The following is a 15,134-nucleotide window of genomic DNA, read 5'->3' on the forward strand; positions in this document are numbered from 1 at the left end:
ATAGCCTTTTCGCTGCTTTTTACCACAGATGAGGTACCGGTTATTTTAGTTGCATGTCCTTTATAATACCATCAATACGGGCATTTAGTTCGCCATGCACTTTATCAAAATTGCCGGCGTGATCCAGTTTGGTATTCACACTGAAATAGAATTTGATCTTGGGCTCTGTGCCACTGGGACGTGCAGATATCTTACTGCCATCGGCCAGGATGAATTGCAATACATTCGATTTGGGCAATTTGATTTCCCACTCCTCTCCTGTTTGCAGGTTCTTCCCTTTCTTCAATTCATAATCCAGCAGTTGCACCACGGGTGAGCCATTGATGGCTTGTGGCGGATTCTTCCGGTAGGTCTCCATCATATCAGCAATTTCTTTCTGGCCATTCATTCCCTTCTTGGTGATGGAGATCAGGTGTTCCTTGAAGAAACCATATTTCACATAGAGACCGATCAGCTTATCATATAAGGTATGACCTTTATCTTTTTCATAGGCAGCCATTTCACACAGGAAGGCCACGGCAGATACAGCATCCTTATCGCGCAGCTGTGAACCGATCATGAGACCATAACTTTCTTCACCCCCTATTACATAATTCTCAGTAGCTTCTTTTTCCTTGATCAGCTCGGCTATCCATTTGAAGCCGGTAAGTACATTGTAACATTTGATATTGCTTTGGGCAGCAATATTATCGATCATGTCGGTGGTTACAATTGTTTTTACTACCATATCATTGGCCTGTGCAATGCCTTTGGCTTTGCGGGCTTCGATGAGGTAGTTAAATGCCAGTACAGCGGTTTGGTTGCCATTCATGAGCACCCAGTTGCCCTTGTTGTCTTTAATGGCAATGCCTACACGGTCGGCATCAGGGTCTGTACCCAGTAATATATCGGCATCGAGTTCTTTGGCTTTCTTCAGGCCAATGCTCATGGCCTCGCTCTCTTCGGGATTAGGGTATACCACGGTAGGAAAGTTACCATCCGGTACGGCCTGCTCCTGAACGATGGTTACATTGGTAAATCCAAAACGTTTCAGTACTTCGGGCACGAGGGTAATACCAGTACCGTGGATCGGGGTGTATACGATCTTCAGGTCATGCTGTTTGGCAATCACTTCCGGATAGACGCTCAGGCTTTTCACCATCTTGATGTAAGCCTCATCCATATCTTTTCCGATCGCAGAGATATTGGCTTCGCCGCCTTCCCATTGCACATCATCTACAGAAGCGATCTTCTCTACTTCTTCAATTACATTTTTATCATGCGGCGGCACCAGCTGCCCGCCATCATTCCAATAGGCTTTGTAACCATTGTATTCTTTGGGATTGTGGGAAGCAGTACATACCACTCCACCCTGGCAACCCAGGTGACGGATAGCGAAAGACAATTCAGGCGTAGGACGCAAAGCTTCAAACAGGAATACTTTAATACCGTTGGCGCCCATCACATTGGCGACGATCTCGGCAAAAAAACGGCTGTTGTTGCGGCTGTCATGCGCGATAGCAATTCGTACCACACCGCCGGGATATGTTTTTTTGAGGTAGTTGGCAAAACCCTGGGTAGCCATTCCCACCGTATATTTATTCATACGGTTGGTGCCTACGCCCATAATACCACGCAAACCTCCGGTACCAAATTCGAGGCTCCGGTAAAAGCTTTCGGTTAATTCATTGGGATTCTCTGCCTCCATTTTCCTGATCTCCTCTTTGGTGGCCTGGTCGAAATTACCGGTCAGCCATGCACTCACTTTGTCCTTTATTACTGCATCCATAATGGTTCTTTTTATAGTTGGGGGACTAATATCGTTACAATTGGCAATATTACAAAGCAGGGCCACATTTTTATTGTAAATTAGCCGCCAATAAGTTATCATTAAATTTGGCTGTGCTTTCCCTCAAAATATCCATGTTTAAAATACCGGCTGTCCTGATCGGAATATTGGTCACAGGCATGTTGACCGCGCAGGAACCATCCACGCTTAAAAGTGCAACAGCTGCAGCTCCGGCAACACCTGCTTCCTTAGACACGGTTCCCCATACCATCGACTCTTCTTCGTTTCATAAGTATTCCGGCCGGAAATGGCTGGTAGCCGGCGCCCACGTGGCCCTCTGGGGCGGCTCCTATATTGCCCTCAACAAGGCCTGGTATGCGGATTATCCTAAAGAATCGTTCCACTTTTTCAACGACAACAGTGAATGGCAGCAAATGGACAAAGCAGGCCATGTGTGGACGGCTTACCAGATGAGCCGGGCATCGGGTGCGCTGTGGAAATGGGCCGGTTTTAGTGCCTCCAGAAGCGCCTGGCTGGGCGGAATCAGCGGCGTAGCTTACCAAAGTATTATCGAGATACAGGATGGTTTTTCCAGTGAATGGGGCTTTAGCTGGGGCGATATGGCCGCGAATATTACCGGCTCGGCCCTTTATACTACCCAGGAATTGCTATGGCATGAACAAAGATTACAGGTAAAACTGAGCTATTGGCCTTATGATTATAATAGCCCGGACCTAAAAGCCCGGCGCGATCAGCTCTTTGGGAAAAGCATACAGGAAAGAATACTGAAGGACTATAATTCACAAACCTATTGGCTCAGTGCCAATATCCATGCTTTTTTTCCCGATACCAGGCTTCCCAAATGGCTCAACCTGGCCGTGGGTTATTCTGCCGAAGGGATGTTGGGCGGAAATGAAAACAAGTGGGTGGACAAAGGGGGCATAGCGCATAACAGGCCCGACATCGCCCGCACCCGGCATTTCTACCTGAGCCCGGATATTGACCTCACCAGGATAAGAACGAAAAGCAAGTTCCTGCGATCAGCATTCTTTATATTGAATATGATCAAAATCCCCGCCCCTACGCTGGGGTTGAGCACGAAGGGGAAACTACAGGGGCATCTTCTTTATTTTTAAAGGTCAGGTACCCGCTGTGAGGCGTCGCTACAAAGAAAGGGATTTACTAAGACTTCAATTCCTCCGCCCATTTATCCCGGTCATCGGGGCTGAATTTCCAGGGGGCAAAGTTGTTTTCGATATTGCTGAACATACCGTTCCATTCCTGGGGCGCATTACTTTCCTCCATCACGAGGGAACGGCGCAGTTCGAGGATGATCTCCAGGGGACTGATGCTCACGGGGCATTCTTCCACGCAGGCATTGCAGGTGGTGCAGGCCCTTAATTCTTCGGTAGTGATATAATTGTGCAGTAAAGATTTCCCGTCGTCTTTAAACTCTCCGTTGGCATCGATGTTCCGGCCTACTTCTTCCAGCCTGTCGCGGGTATCCATCATGATCTTACGGGGCGACAGCAGTTTGCCTGTTTGAGTGGCAGGACAAGCGCTGCTGCAACGGCCACATTCTGTACAGCTGTAAGCATCCATCAGGTTGCGCCAGCTAAGGTCCATCACATCTTTGGCGCCAAATTTACCGGGAGGCGCTGCCTCTGTAGGGGCCAGCTCGGGCTGCATGGCATACAATACCTCATTTTGTATTTCAGGCATATTACGCATCTCGCCTTTGGGCAACAAACGGGTATAATAAGCATTGGGGAAAGCCAGTAATATGTGCAGGTGCTTGGAGTAAGGCAGATAATTCAGGAAAGCAAAGATACCCAGGATGTGCAGCCACCAGCAGAAACGTTCAATGCCTACCAACGCTCCATCGCTGAAGCCATTCAGCAGGGGCTGAATCCACTGGGAAATAACAAAATTACCGGTCACATGCTCCGCATAATGCCCATGACCGCGGGCCTGCAATAAGGTATCGGAAGCATTGAGGGTCAGGAAAAGGGTCATCAGGATGATCTCGGTAATGAGGATGTAGTTGGCATCACTCCGGGGCCATCCATCGAGGTCATGGCTGATAAAACGTTTTAATTTCATGATATTCCTGCGCACAAGGAAGGCCACACAAACAGCCAGCACGCCAATGGCCAATATTTCAAAGGCATTGATGAGGAAGATGTAAAAGCTACCCAGGGGGGCGGCAAAAAGGCGGTGGGTGCCCGCTACTCCATCGATGAAGATCTCGAGTACTTCAATATTGATGATGATAAAACCTGCATAAATAATAAAGTGCATGAGGGCCACCAGGGGGCGGCGGAACATCTTTTTCTGACCCAGGGCCAGCAGGAATACATTTCTCCAACGGTCGGCAGGATGATCATAGTAATTCTCCTCCTTACCCAATAGAATATTTCTACGGATGGCCATAGCCTTGCGCGTAAACAGCCAAACGGTGGCGACAGCCGCAATAACAAACAAGATCTGCTGCAGGTAAGACATGCATTTGATAGATTGGTCACCGCTAAGATATGCCTTATGTGCGAATTAGGTAATGTGTGGGGCGAGAAGCATAAAATTATTAGTTTTGGCAAAACTTCAGCATGGCAAAGAACTACATCCTGGATGCAGATACAGCTAACAGGAAGATGCAACGGATGGCCTACGAGATTGTAGAGAATAATCTCGATGAGCGCCAGTTGATCCTGGCCGGTATCCGGGAAAGCGGCAGTGTGATAGCCCGCAACATACAGCAACTGCTGAAGCAGATCAGTAACCTACCCACAGAACTGATCACGATATCGCTGGATAAAAAGAAACCCGAAGAAGTGCTGATCACCCCTAGCATAGACTTTACCGATAAAGTGGTGATCATTATTGACGATGTAGCCAACAGCGGTAAGACGCTGCTGTATGCCATGAAACCTTTACTGGCCTTTCATCCCCGTAAAATACAGACGCTTGCACTGGTAGAACGTACGCACAAAACCTTTCCGGTGAGCACTGATTATGTAGGTTTGTCGGTAGCCACTACTTTGCAGGAACATATTTTTGTAGAAACAACCGGCGACGCGGTGACTGGCGCTTATATGGAGTAATGTTTACAGCTGTTCCGCCGGATCTTTATGCCGCCACATCTTCCATCCCTGGATAAGGGCGGTTAAGGTAAAGATGCCGCCGATCACCCAATTCAATACATGCTGGTTGGCATTGAGGCGGTCAACCATCAAATGGCCGCCGAAGATGAAAACGCAATGCCCAATAAAGGTACCGATACCAATGCCCAGGATATAGGCATTGTAATGGTCATTGCGGGGCAGCAATACTTTTTTGGTAAATAATACGGTACTCCAGCCAAACCAGAAAGGTATCTGCATGGGGTTAACAGCGCTCATGGTCATGCCCAGTAAAAAGCGGTGCATGGTACTGCTGAGAATAACGTTCTTACCTTCACCGGAAGGATGGGCGGCTGCAATGAAGGTGGTAACCGCCAATGCCACAATAATGAGCAGGGTGAGCCATTCGAGCCAGCGGAATAATTTCTTCTGTTTCCGCACCCAATCCATCGCTACCAGCGACAGTCGCACATAGACCATCTCCACCAATAAGACGCCGAGGGCAAAATAGAGTGCCGGCCGTACGCCATCGGTTACTGATATCTGCATGGCAGCCACAATGAGGGTACCTAAGGGCAAAGTGCCCAGGAAACTTATAAATAAGCCTGTGCCAAGGATGCGTAGCAATTTCATTTCGAATGTTGAATATAGGGAATAGGGTGCGCTTACTTACTTGGGCATAGCCGCCAGCCTCACGGACCACTCTTTGTTTTCCCGGAACATTTGTACCCCTTCTTTCCAGCTAAGATAAGGATGCCCTTTCCGGTGATTCATCCGGCTTATACGTGCCAGGATAATCCAATGCCGGATTATTTCTTTCCAGGCAAAAAACAAAGAATGACGGGGATCATAAATATGAGTAGGCTCGGCGCCTGCGCCATTTACTTCAATGATGGCAAAGTTGCGTCCTTGTTTCAAATCTTCCAAACTATCATACCGGATATCCAGGCGGCCAAAATAAAACTCGGGTATCTGCTGGCAAATAGCATCGATGGTTGCCTGCAATGCCTCATCCACCAGATGGGAATGATCGAGGAAGAGGGAACCCCGGGCATGGTTGCCATAAGGCGACACGATCTTCTTCTCCCCTGCCAGCAACACTTCCTGCAATCCTTCGCCATGCATATTTTCCAGGCTGTCCATATACATCAAAGCCCGTTTATCCTGGCGCAACAACTGGCTGATGGTATGCCGCCCATCGCCGGTAACGGATAAGAACTCTTTTTTAACGATGCCAGTTACAAAACCCGTTGGCGCATCAGGATAACGGCAATAGAATATACCCACTTCATTTTTCCAGGGCACATATTCCTGGATGTGGAAGTCGAGACAGGCCTTCGCTACATAATTGAGTACAGCTTCTGCGTCTGCCAGCACCTTTACGCCACGGCCACGCCCGCCTACATTGGGCTTGCCAATCAGGGGAAATGCCAGTCCATGGCGCATCAATTCATTGAGTACAATATGCCCGTTGGCAGGGATGGCAAAAAAAACGGTCTTTGGATGGTATTGATCAGGTATGAGGTTGGCCACTTCCTCTTTGGATTCATTGAGAAATCCGCCATTCTTAATGCGTGGATTGGAGGCGGCAAAGAAAAACAGGGACCGGGCGCGTAAACAAAGGAAGAACCAGACAGGATAGATCCATATATAAACTGCCGGAAAACTCCAGTACTCCCAGTTAAACAGTCTTATGAAAAAAGGTCGGTGCAGGATTCTTTGGAAAACATTCATTATCGGCCTACCATTGGTTTTTCAATTGCTAATTCCTGCGCAAAAGTCTGGTTATTTTTTACATCCAGGTAATTCATTGTGAAGGAGTGGTCGGTAATGGCCATGGAAGTGACGCTTACGGTAAATACTTTGCCATCGCGGTTCATCATCAGGTCATTCTTTTCATCGCCATCGCCGGTAAACTGGTGAAAGTGTAAGATATCCTCCTGGAAGGGTGTCCCCTGCTTCCGGAGCCAGGTTTCAAACCAGTTCCGTCGCTTTAAGATCACATCATTATTGTATAAGGTAACCGATGACCAAATATGTGGAACCCGGGCATCCAGGGCCTGTTCATATTTCAATACGCCATCCCAGCGGCATTCATACAAACGGCTGTCTTCCCAGATAATAGCAGTAAACGGTTCTATATTTTCCAGGGAGGCGGTCAGAAAGTAATGATAAGGCATGGTGCTGTTGATCAATTCCAGCAGAATGAGTCCCCTGCTTTTGCGATAAGGCGGTTGCGGGGCATGTGCTACCCAGCCGCCATTGAGGAATACAATGGCATTGCCATTTTCATGGGCAGCTATCCAGGTACCACCTGCATCAGCATCTTTGGGAAATAAAATTCTGCCGGAGGGAAAATCATACACAGCTGGCGGCAGCGCAGGGGAACGCCCCTGTTTCTCATCACGATTGGAGGTAAGATATACTTTACCGGGCGCCGGAATAAAAGTTACTGTGCACATTGCTTTTTATACTTGACCGTAGATGAAGCAACTCCAAAATTGTCGGGCAGGGTAATAGAGGTAGCCTCTGTTAATCCTACGCGGATGAGTGCCATATGGTGAATGGTATGTTCCAGGTTGTAAGCTATTTCCCGGAAATAATTGGTAGCGATGGTAATGGGTTCGGCAGAGTGATCATCATACGTAGCCTCCAGGATGAGTTCCTTATTGGGCTTTCCCAGGCCATTGTGTATTTCCAGCAGCAGACTACTGGCCAGGGCCTTATCCGTTTCAATAAACTGGTCGCGTTTTCTTTTTTCGTAGTTCACCACACCATGATCATAGCCCTTTTCCAGGCATTGGTACAATTCGATCACATGACGCACGTGCTGCCCAATGGTATTATTGAACAATGTTTTGCATGGCTGAACATACTCTTGCTGAGAGATCTGCTCTAATGACTCAGCAAGCTGTACGAATACCGTATTGACAGCTTGTTGTAATTGCATCGGTCGGTTTTATTAGTTACAAATTAACACTATTTAAGCAACGGCCCATCGCTCTAACTGATTTTTAATCAACACCTCATGCACATTACACCCTTTTGGTAAGCACCCGGAGGAATACCGTCAGTTTATCTGAGATAGTACTCGTGCGGCCTACAAGAAAAGGTTTTCTGCGCATACCTAACTTTCCTTCCAGCCAGTAACCGCCAGTGGTGGGTGTAACGGTAAAGGGGAAAGAAATCGGCAGGGATATGCTCTTGATAGTCAAGGTACCTTCCATAAAAAATGTGCCAGCCTTTCTGCCAGGCACAACTTTCGTAGATACGAATTTTATGTGGGGATAGTTCTTAACATCAAAAAAGACTTCCTGGCGTAAATGGTCGTCCCGCTTCTCATTGCCGGTATTCACTGAAGCAGCACTTACCTGCACCTCAAATACGCTTTTCTCAGGCTGAGCGGGATCAAATACAATCGCACCCTGCAACCCGCTAAAAGAACCTTTGACTTTTATGCCCAGGTTCTTAATGGAAAAATTGATGCTGGAGCTATCATCAACCGGAACATATGTTTGCGCATGCAGCACTGTAAACCAAACAATGCCCGCCAATAACACAACTATCTTTCTGACCATACAACTCTTTCCTGTTTCAATAAAAATATCCATCAAAGATCACTGTGATGATACCTTTCATCATAATCATGGCCCCTCTCTTATTTTTTCCGGGCCACCACATGCAAGATAATGCTCACACTATCGGCAATGGTATTGCTGCCTCCCACTTTAAAATCGTGTCGGTTGACCCTGAAATTTCCGTCAAATACATATCCATTTTCGGTGGCTGTTGCTGTAAAAGGGAAGCCGATATCTTTGGTCACGTTCCTGATCGTTAGCTTACCCACGAGGTAGAAGCTACCGGTCTGATCTGCAGCAGTGACCCGGCTACTGGCAAAACTGATGCGTGGATACTGTTTTACATCGAAATAATCTTCTCCGCGCAGGTGGTTATTGCGTAGGTTGATGCCTGTTTCAATAGAAGCAGCATCCACACTCACATTAAAATTGCTGGAAGGCGGGTTGGTTGCATTAAACACAATGACACCCTGCAAGCCGGTGAAAGTACCGGTAACGGCCAATCCAAAGTTTTTGACCTTAAACTTAACACTCGACCCATTATCGGCCGGTATATACTCCTGGGCATAAAGAAAAAGTCCTGCCAACATCCCAATTATCAGTAATAATCTTTTTTTCATATCCGTCTTTTATCTATATACGGAAGATGGAGGGGATCAGGCTGCCTCACGGCCGCATCAACCTGTTTCTTAGCGTTGTTTTAACTTAAGCAACTGAAAAACCTGTGCCCGGTAAATAAATAGCAGGAGAAGGCAACAGGTAAAAGCAATCAGCGCATAGGTAAACAACACGGCATCACCATCGAATACAATACCCAGTTTGGTGAGGTGAAAGAAAAGGGCGCCGGCCATTAATCCCAGCCCCAACCCTGCCCCATATACCGTGGTACGTGGGACCAACAGGAGCATGGAGGCGATGAGCTCCAGCACACCTGTACCAATACGCCCCCAGGGCTCCATACCTAATTCGGTGAATAACTTTACGGACTGAGGATGTGCGGTAAACTTAAAATAAAGGGTTTGTAACATGATCAGGGCAGCCAGCAGGCGTAATACCCAGGTGACTATAGTGAGCGGTTTCATGATGATCGTTTTAAGGAATACAAAGACATTGTTTTGCTATTCTTACTGTCGTATACTTATTTGTATTTCGTCCAGTTATTGTCTGCCTGCTTTTTGAGGTTCACCTCGTCTTTATTCCAGCTGGTGAGGGTATTGTTGAAAAACCTGTTGTAAAAGAGGTACAGTTTTCCATCCAGCACCTTGAAGGTTTTGGGGTCAACTTCCACTTTTTCGCCCTTGGCGCCCATAGCATAAGCGCACCAGCCGCCATATTGGGGTTCGTATTTTGCGGGGTCTTTCTTAAAAGCTTCTTTATTGCCTGTAGTAGAAAAATAATAGGTGATGCCCTGGTGATACAAGGAATTGTCTTTACTCCCTTTCACTGCCTTTCCCAGGGTAAAATATGCTACGGGATCATACCCCTGGATAGCCAGACCATCTTCTATGTTAAATTGTTTCTTCCGTTCGGGAGTGGCATCCTGTGAAAAACCGGTTAGAGCCAGCAGAGAGATGCCCATTAATAGTAGAAGCTTTTGCATGACGAGTTGTATTTTGTTATTTGTATACCAAAATTACCTGCGCCTGCTGCGGCCAATTTGTCAACTACCCGACATTTGCCAGCTTTTGCAATTTTTTCACATCCGGGAATGATATCTCCTGCCTGTTATAGACCAGCAGGCCATCAGCAGCCAGTTCATTGATCAGGGTGGTAATGGTTTGGCGGCTGGCCCCGATCAGTTGTGCAATGTCTTCGTGGGTAAGGTAGTTGGGAATATGGAGGGCCCCCGCGGACTGCTCATCCTGGTGTTGCAGGGCCAGTTGCCACAGGAAACTCACCAGCCTTGTTTTCACATCTTTGTTCAGCAAGTTGACCAGCCTGGTTTCAATGGTGCGGAGCTTGGAGCCTACCTGTTTGGTGTATTTGAGGGCCAGCTCAGGCTTTTTGGCCAGTAATTGCCCGAAAGATTCGATGGTAAAGGCGCAAAGGCTCACATCGTGCTTATAGGCCTGGGCAAATTCGCCCTGCAGGTTGTTGCGTTCCAGCGTAAGCTGTCCGAATATTTCTCCTTTTTCGATGATCTCTTTGATCACTTCATTGCCCTGTTCGTCGATATAACCAATGCGAACATGGCCTTCTTTAATAAAATAGAGTTTATTGTGATGAAAGGCCTCAAAGTAGATAAACTCTCCTTTCTTCGCTTCAATGAAATTATGCACTACATTCAGCGCCTCATATTCTTCATCAGAAACATGGCGCCATAGGTCATAGCGGCGTATCAGCAATAATTGATCTTCAGACAGCATGAAAAGCGGGGATTGTAATTCAAATGTAGTGAATGTTCCGGGTTCGGAGTTTTGCAGTAGATTTACACCCAAATTATCATTGGCATGCAGGTACCAACAATGGCTGAGATGATGGCCAGCGGAAAAACACCGGATATATTGTTTTGGGTAGGATGTGCGGGCAGTTTTGATCAACGCGCCCAGAAGATCACGAAGGCTTTCGCCACCATTCTCTCTAAAGTGGGCATTAATTATGCCATTATGGGCAAGGAAGAAATGTGTACCGGCGATCCTGCACGCCGTGCCGGTAACGAATTCATGTTCCAGATGATGGCCTACCAGAACATCCAGTTGCTGAATGGCTATGGCATTAAAAAGATCGTTACTACCTGTCCCCACTGCTTCAATATCTTCAAGAATGAATATCCCGGATTGGGAGGCACTTATGAAGTGATCCACCACACTACCCTGCTGCAGCAATTGCTGGATGAGGGCAAGATCGTATTGCAGGGTGGCGGGCCTTTCAAAGGCAAGCGCATTACGTACCACGACAGCTGCTATCTTGGCAGGGCCAATGATATTTATGAAGCGCCCCGCAAGGTGCTGGAAGCCCTGGATGCTGAACTGGTGGAAATGAAACGCTGCCGCAGCAAAGGCCTGTGTTGCGGAGCCGGCGGCGCCCAGATGTTCAAAGAAGAAGAAAAAGGCACCATCCGCATCAATATCGAGCGCAGCAATGAAGCCCTCGACACAGGCGCCAGTATCATCGCTTCTGCCTGTCCTTTTTGCAATACCATGCTGACCGATGGCGTAAAGAACAAAGAGCAGGAACAAAATGTACAGGTAGTGGATGTGGCCGAACTGATAGCCCAATCCATGTAGTGGCAGCTTTTCGTATCTTTACGGCATGAACTGGAATTATCAATCAATGTTACCCGAGGATTTTGCACCCGATTCCCGTGTTTGGATTTATCAAAGCAGCCGCCTGTTTGCGATGAGCGAAGCTTTGCAGATAGAAGACCTGCTCAATGATTTTGTAAGCCATTGGAAATCACATGGCACTCCTGTGAAAGGATTTGGTACGCTCCTTTTCGGTCAGTTTATTGTACTGATGGCCGATGAGAACGCTACGGGCGTGAGTGGTTGCAGCACAGATAGCTCTGTTCGCCTCATCAAGCAAATTGAAGAACTCTATAAAGTACAGTTGTTTGACCGCCAGCTGCTGGCCTTCCAGGTAAAAGAAAAGGTACAGCTCCTTCCCCTCCCCCAACTGCAGCATGCTGTTGACAACAACTTTATCACCCCCGATACGCTTTACTTCAACAACCTGGTGCAAACCAAAGAAGAGTTGGAAAACAAGTGGATGGTACCGGTAAAGGACAGCTGGCTTACCCGCCGGATCGCTATCAAGGCGTAGCATACAAACATCTTACTAATTGTTAAAGTCTACGGGCTGTTAATTACCTTAACAGAACCTTAGAAGGAGGCATTGTAGCTTTATGGAAACCCATCCATATGCTAAAATTCTACCTGTTACCGGTCACCGCCGGCCTATTGTTATTGATTACCTCCTCCTGCCAGAAACGACATGATCCCAACAATGGCACCATCCTTCGACAAACAGTAATTGACCGGCCAAGCACCGGAATAGTAGCCACCAACTATGTGTACAATGAAGGACATGACCTGGTGCGGTTACATATGGTGACCAACCCGGGCGAGCGGAATGAACGCAAGGAAGCGTTGGTGATAGAAATGAACCAGGAAGGCTACCTCCTCAGGTCTTATTATGCAGAGCCAGGCAACAGCGCCTACAATATAGAAGAATATACCTATCGAAGGAAGCTCCCTGACACCGTTGTGTCGACCATTACTATCTATCGCTTCCTGCCGCCAGCTTATACCCGGCAGGTGATACTGGATAAATTGCAACGCGTCATCAGCGACAGTATCCGCACCATTGCCAATGGGGACATAAACTTTTCTACTTATACATGGGATGCAAATGGCAATCTGGCTATCCAAAGGACCGGCCTGTTGGTAAACGGGATCCTCAGGGACAGCAGCAAGGTCATTTATACCTACGATACCCGCCGCAATCCCTTGCGGGGCTTCGGCGTACCGTATTACCTGGCCACCCGCGATGCTACGGTATTTAATACCGATAATGTACTCACCTGGGATGATGGCCAATTCCGTTATACCTGGCAATACAAGTACAATATCAATGACCTGCCCCTGGAGCGGATGCTACCCATTGCCAGTGGCCAAAGGAAACATAGCTTTTATTACCGGTAACTTGTTGGTACACAATGGTCAGCTGTTTGAAATTGGCTGGGGCGCTGTGACGGACAATATCTACGTTACGGGCAAACTATGGAACAATATTTACCAGGTCAGTTTCCCGCATTAACAATTGATCAGGGATAAACGGGCAGGGATAAATTTTTCCCTATCCTCCTGCTGTGCCGGCAGCTGCCGATTTTCTATCTTTATATCAAATAGGCGACCTATGTACGAACGCAAAATACCGGAAGACCTGGACTGTGGCATCATCCTTACCATGAAGGTTTTGGGCGGCAAATGGCAACCCTGTATTATCGATGCCATCGACCGCGGCATCAGGCGCCCCAGCGAAATGCACCGCTACCTCACTACTGCCAGTGCCAGAGTCATTAACATGCAGTTGAAGGAACTGGAACAATATGGCATTATTTACAAGAAGATATACAACGGCATACCCCTCAAAGTAGAATATTACCTTACTGCCCTGGGCGAGAGCATACTACCCGTGATCACCGCCATTGATAAGTGGGGGTTAGCCAACCGGGAACAAATAAAAAGCCGCATCTTGTCCATAGAGGAAGAACAACCAGCAATTGTTGAATAGGGACTTCCAGGCGGCATCCAAAATTCCAGTCTATACGCTTCATCAAAAAGTAAAACAGATCAATCCCTTTTACAGCAGGCAACGTATATAGTATATACATCAACTATAAACAGCTTGCTATGAGGCCGCTCCTTTCCGCCATTTTGTTGTACCTGGCAACGACCTTTCAGACTATGGGCCAATGTGTACCGCCTGTTCCGCCACCCGTTATTGCCTGCGGCACAGGGACTCCCCTGGCTGATGGTGTAAGTATCAATGCCGGGCAAACCTACTTTTTTAATGGTGTGGGCGGCTCCTTCTCCAATATCACTGTCAATGGTGGAACCTTATTGTTGTGCGGTTCTGTGACCATTACGAATGTCAACGTCAACAGTGGTACTGTGGTGATCAATGCCGGAGCTTCCGTAACCTTCAACGGCAATTTCAATGCGGGCACCAATAATTTCTTTAATGCAGGAACTGTCGTATTCAATCTTAACGTGGCTGTTCAGGGAACCAATACATTTGTATACAATGCGTCTACTGGTTCTATAACCATCAATGGAACCCTGGCCGTTTTCAATAGCGGATTGTTCATCAACAACGGTACCGCCATCGCCAACGATATCCTCATCAACAGTGGCGCATCCATATGCCTGGGGCCCAATTCAACCTCACATACTGCCAGTATTACCAATAACCAAACTAATGTGGTGACGGTGCCAACAGGCACGGCTTGTGTAAGCTACAGCAACAGCTTCACTGGCAATAATCCCATTACAGCTACTTCCAGCTTAAAAATTTGCCAGATGCCCGGCGCCAGTGCGCCGGTGCCTGCAGTGCCAGGCGCCGCCATCATTACGGCCAACTGTACCTCCTGCTCAAGCTTGTTAAGCGTACTTCCCTTGAAATTACTATCCTTCAAAGGAAGGTACACAACAGAACAGGCTTACCTGGAATGGACAACGACCTGGGAAGAGCACCTTCGATCTTTCATTATTGAACACAGTGAGAACGGCCAGGCTTTTAATTCCATTGGCGAAGTAAAGGCACACAATCAACCTTCCACCTATACTTTCACCTCACCCATCCACGGTGATGGCTATTACCGGTTGAAAATGGTGGACATCGATGGCAGGTTCACTTTATCTTCTGTTGTCAGGTTGAAGGCCACTACGACAGGGCTTCAACTCACTATCTTATCCAATCCTGTTACCCAATCCTATGCGGAGGTATCTATCGCAGTAGCAAAAAGTCAGCTGGGCTACCTGGTGATCATAGACAATATGGGAAGGCCCGTTAAGAAAACACCGGTATCCCTGACAACGGGCACTAATAATTTCCGGCCCGACCTCAACGGCATGGGCGCTGGTAATTACTTCCTGTACTTCGAGGGCAAGCTGGATAAAACCAGTCCTGTCCGGCTGGTCAAATTATGATCCATGGCTATCGTGG

At 47.5% G+C, this 15,134-nt stretch carries 18 protein-coding genes; 7 read left to right on the forward strand and 11 right to left on the reverse strand.

The features are described from left to right. Positions 1-40 precede the first annotated feature (40 nt). Entirely contained in the window at positions 41-1,768 is a 1,728-nt protein-coding gene (locus D3H65_RS13015) for a phospho-sugar mutase (protein ID WP_119050731.1), read from the reverse strand. A 134-nt stretch (positions 1,769-1,902) separates the two neighbouring features. Between D3H65_RS13015 and D3H65_RS13020 the strand changes: the two genes are divergently transcribed. Then, positions 1,903-2,904, forward strand: coding sequence for a DUF2279 domain-containing protein (locus D3H65_RS13020; RefSeq protein ID WP_119050732.1), 1,002 nt, complete (start codon positions 1,903-1,905; stop codon positions 2,902-2,904). Between the two features lie 46 nt (positions 2,905-2,950). Here D3H65_RS13020 and D3H65_RS13025 read toward each other — a convergent pair whose 3' ends face one another. After that, positions 2,951-4,273, reverse strand: a complete 1,323-nt coding sequence (locus D3H65_RS13025; RefSeq protein WP_119050733.1) for a (Fe-S)-binding protein — start codon at positions 4,271-4,273, stop codon at positions 2,951-2,953. A 101-nt stretch (positions 4,274-4,374) separates the two neighbouring features. On the opposite strand from D3H65_RS13025, the gene D3H65_RS13030 reads away from it, so the two are divergent. Continuing rightward, positions 4,375-4,869 (forward strand): phosphoribosyltransferase family protein, encoded by a 495-nt coding sequence (locus D3H65_RS13030; protein WP_119050734.1) that lies wholly within the window; start codon positions 4,375-4,377, stop codon positions 4,867-4,869. Positions 4,870-4,872: 3 nt separating this feature from the next. On the opposite strand, the gene D3H65_RS13035 is transcribed toward D3H65_RS13030, so the two are convergent. The 9 genes from D3H65_RS13035 to D3H65_RS13075 form a co-directional block, all read right to left on the reverse strand. After that, positions 4,873-5,520 carry a LysE family translocator gene (locus D3H65_RS13035; RefSeq protein WP_119050735.1) on the reverse strand — a complete coding sequence of 216 codons (648 nt, stop codon included), beginning with the start codon at positions 5,518-5,520 and terminating at the stop codon, positions 4,873-4,875. A gap of 36 nt (positions 5,521-5,556) precedes the next feature. Beyond that, positions 5,557-6,621: an ATP-grasp domain-containing protein gene (locus D3H65_RS13040; protein WP_119050736.1), complete on the reverse strand. Its 1,065-nt coding sequence runs from the start codon at positions 6,619-6,621 to the stop codon at positions 5,557-5,559. After that, a complete protein-coding gene (locus D3H65_RS13045; protein ID WP_119050737.1) occupies positions 6,621-7,349 on the reverse strand; it encodes an NRDE family protein in 729 nt (242 codons plus the stop codon). The genes D3H65_RS13040 and D3H65_RS13045 overlap by 1 nt, the downstream gene beginning before the upstream one ends. Further along, positions 7,337-7,837 carry a DinB family protein gene (locus D3H65_RS13050; protein WP_119050738.1) on the reverse strand — a complete coding sequence of 167 codons (501 nt, stop codon included), beginning with the start codon at positions 7,835-7,837 and terminating at the stop codon, positions 7,337-7,339. Before D3H65_RS13050 ends, D3H65_RS13045 begins: the two co-directional genes overlap by 13 nt. Positions 7,838-7,922: 85 nt before the next feature. Next, entirely contained in the window at positions 7,923-8,465 is a 543-nt protein-coding gene (locus D3H65_RS13055; RefSeq protein WP_162915608.1) for a YceI family protein, read from the reverse strand. 80 nt (positions 8,466-8,545) lie between these two features. After that, a complete protein-coding gene (locus tag D3H65_RS13060; RefSeq protein WP_119050740.1) occupies positions 8,546-9,085 on the reverse strand; it encodes a YceI family protein in 540 nt (179 codons plus the stop codon). Between the two features lie 69 nt (positions 9,086-9,154). Then, positions 9,155-9,547, reverse strand: coding sequence for a DoxX family protein (locus tag D3H65_RS13065; RefSeq protein WP_119050741.1), 393 nt, complete (start codon positions 9,545-9,547; stop codon positions 9,155-9,157). 56 nt (positions 9,548-9,603) lie between these two features. Further along, positions 9,604-10,065 carry a YHS domain-containing (seleno)protein gene (locus tag D3H65_RS13070; RefSeq protein ID WP_119050742.1) on the reverse strand — a complete coding sequence of 154 codons (462 nt, stop codon included), beginning with the start codon at positions 10,063-10,065 and terminating at the stop codon, positions 9,604-9,606. A gap of 64 nt (positions 10,066-10,129) precedes the next feature. Further along, entirely contained in the window at positions 10,130-10,831 is a 702-nt protein-coding gene (locus D3H65_RS13075) for a Crp/Fnr family transcriptional regulator (protein ID WP_119050743.1), read from the reverse strand. Between the two features lie 84 nt (positions 10,832-10,915). Between D3H65_RS13075 and D3H65_RS13080 the strand changes: the two genes are divergently transcribed. From D3H65_RS13080 to D3H65_RS13100, 5 genes are all read left to right on the forward strand, one after another. Beyond that, entirely contained in the window at positions 10,916-11,692 is a 777-nt protein-coding gene (locus D3H65_RS13080) for a (Fe-S)-binding protein (RefSeq protein WP_119050744.1), read from the forward strand. A gap of 25 nt (positions 11,693-11,717) precedes the next feature. Then, positions 11,718-12,227, forward strand: coding sequence for a hypothetical protein (locus tag D3H65_RS13085; RefSeq protein ID WP_119050745.1), 510 nt, complete (start codon positions 11,718-11,720; stop codon positions 12,225-12,227). 98 nt (positions 12,228-12,325) lie between these two features. Continuing rightward, on the forward strand, positions 12,326-13,108 hold the full coding sequence (locus D3H65_RS13090; protein ID WP_119050746.1) for a hypothetical protein: 783 nt from the start codon (positions 12,326-12,328) through the stop codon (positions 13,106-13,108). Positions 13,109-13,322: 214 nt separating this feature from the next. Next, positions 13,323-13,700, forward strand: a complete 378-nt coding sequence (locus tag D3H65_RS13095; protein WP_119050747.1) for a winged helix-turn-helix transcriptional regulator — start codon at positions 13,323-13,325, stop codon at positions 13,698-13,700. Positions 13,701-13,819: 119 nt separating this feature from the next. Continuing rightward, entirely contained in the window at positions 13,820-15,118 is a 1,299-nt protein-coding gene (locus tag D3H65_RS13100; protein WP_119050748.1) for a hypothetical protein, read from the forward strand. Positions 15,119-15,134 lie beyond the last annotated feature (16 nt).

It is taken from the genome of Paraflavitalea soli, from assembly GCF_003555545.1.
GTDB lineage: Bacteria > Bacteroidota > Bacteroidia > Chitinophagales > Chitinophagaceae > Paraflavitalea > Paraflavitalea soli.

What these genes read in the sequence shown, in the direction of transcription:
- D3H65_RS13015 (WP_119050731.1), bottom strand. Translation starts at nt 1,768, where the DNA reads ATGGATGCAGTAATAAAGGACAAAGTGAGTGCATGGCTGACCGGTAAT.
- D3H65_RS13020 (WP_119050732.1), top strand. Translation starts at nt 1,903, where the DNA reads ATGTTTAAAATACCGGCTGTCCTGATCGGAATATTGGTCACAGGCATG.
- D3H65_RS13025 (WP_119050733.1), bottom strand. Translation starts at nt 4,273, where the DNA reads ATGTCTTACCTGCAGCAGATCTTGTTTGTTATTGCGGCTGTCGCCACC.
- D3H65_RS13030 (WP_119050734.1), top strand. Translation starts at nt 4,375, where the DNA reads ATGGCAAAGAACTACATCCTGGATGCAGATACAGCTAACAGGAAGATG.
- D3H65_RS13035 (WP_119050735.1), bottom strand. Translation starts at nt 5,520, where the DNA reads ATGAAATTGCTACGCATCCTTGGCACAGGCTTATTTATAAGTTTCCTG.
- D3H65_RS13040 (WP_119050736.1), bottom strand. Translation starts at nt 6,621, where the DNA reads ATGAATGTTTTCCAAAGAATCCTGCACCGACCTTTTTTCATAAGACTG.
- D3H65_RS13045 (WP_119050737.1), bottom strand. Translation starts at nt 7,349, where the DNA reads ATGTGCACAGTAACTTTTATTCCGGCGCCCGGTAAAGTATATCTTACC.
- D3H65_RS13050 (WP_119050738.1), bottom strand. Translation starts at nt 7,837, where the DNA reads ATGCAATTACAACAAGCTGTCAATACGGTATTCGTACAGCTTGCTGAG.
- D3H65_RS13055 (WP_162915608.1), bottom strand. Translation starts at nt 8,465, where the DNA reads ATGGTCAGAAAGATAGTTGTGTTATTGGCGGGCATTGTTTGGTTTACA.
- D3H65_RS13060 (WP_119050740.1), bottom strand. Translation starts at nt 9,085, where the DNA reads ATGAAAAAAAGATTATTACTGATAATTGGGATGTTGGCAGGACTTTTT.
- D3H65_RS13065 (WP_119050741.1), bottom strand. Translation starts at nt 9,547, where the DNA reads ATGAAACCGCTCACTATAGTCACCTGGGTATTACGCCTGCTGGCTGCC.
- D3H65_RS13070 (WP_119050742.1), bottom strand. Translation starts at nt 10,065, where the DNA reads ATGCAAAAGCTTCTACTATTAATGGGCATCTCTCTGCTGGCTCTAACC.
- D3H65_RS13075 (WP_119050743.1), bottom strand. Translation starts at nt 10,831, where the DNA reads ATGCTGTCTGAAGATCAATTATTGCTGATACGCCGCTATGACCTATGG.
- D3H65_RS13080 (WP_119050744.1), top strand. Translation starts at nt 10,916, where the DNA reads ATGCAGGTACCAACAATGGCTGAGATGATGGCCAGCGGAAAAACACCG.
- D3H65_RS13085 (WP_119050745.1), top strand. Translation starts at nt 11,718, where the DNA reads ATGAACTGGAATTATCAATCAATGTTACCCGAGGATTTTGCACCCGAT.
- D3H65_RS13090 (WP_119050746.1), top strand. Translation starts at nt 12,326, where the DNA reads ATGCTAAAATTCTACCTGTTACCGGTCACCGCCGGCCTATTGTTATTG.
- D3H65_RS13095 (WP_119050747.1), top strand. Translation starts at nt 13,323, where the DNA reads ATGTACGAACGCAAAATACCGGAAGACCTGGACTGTGGCATCATCCTT.
- D3H65_RS13100 (WP_119050748.1), top strand. Translation starts at nt 13,820, where the DNA reads ATGAGGCCGCTCCTTTCCGCCATTTTGTTGTACCTGGCAACGACCTTT.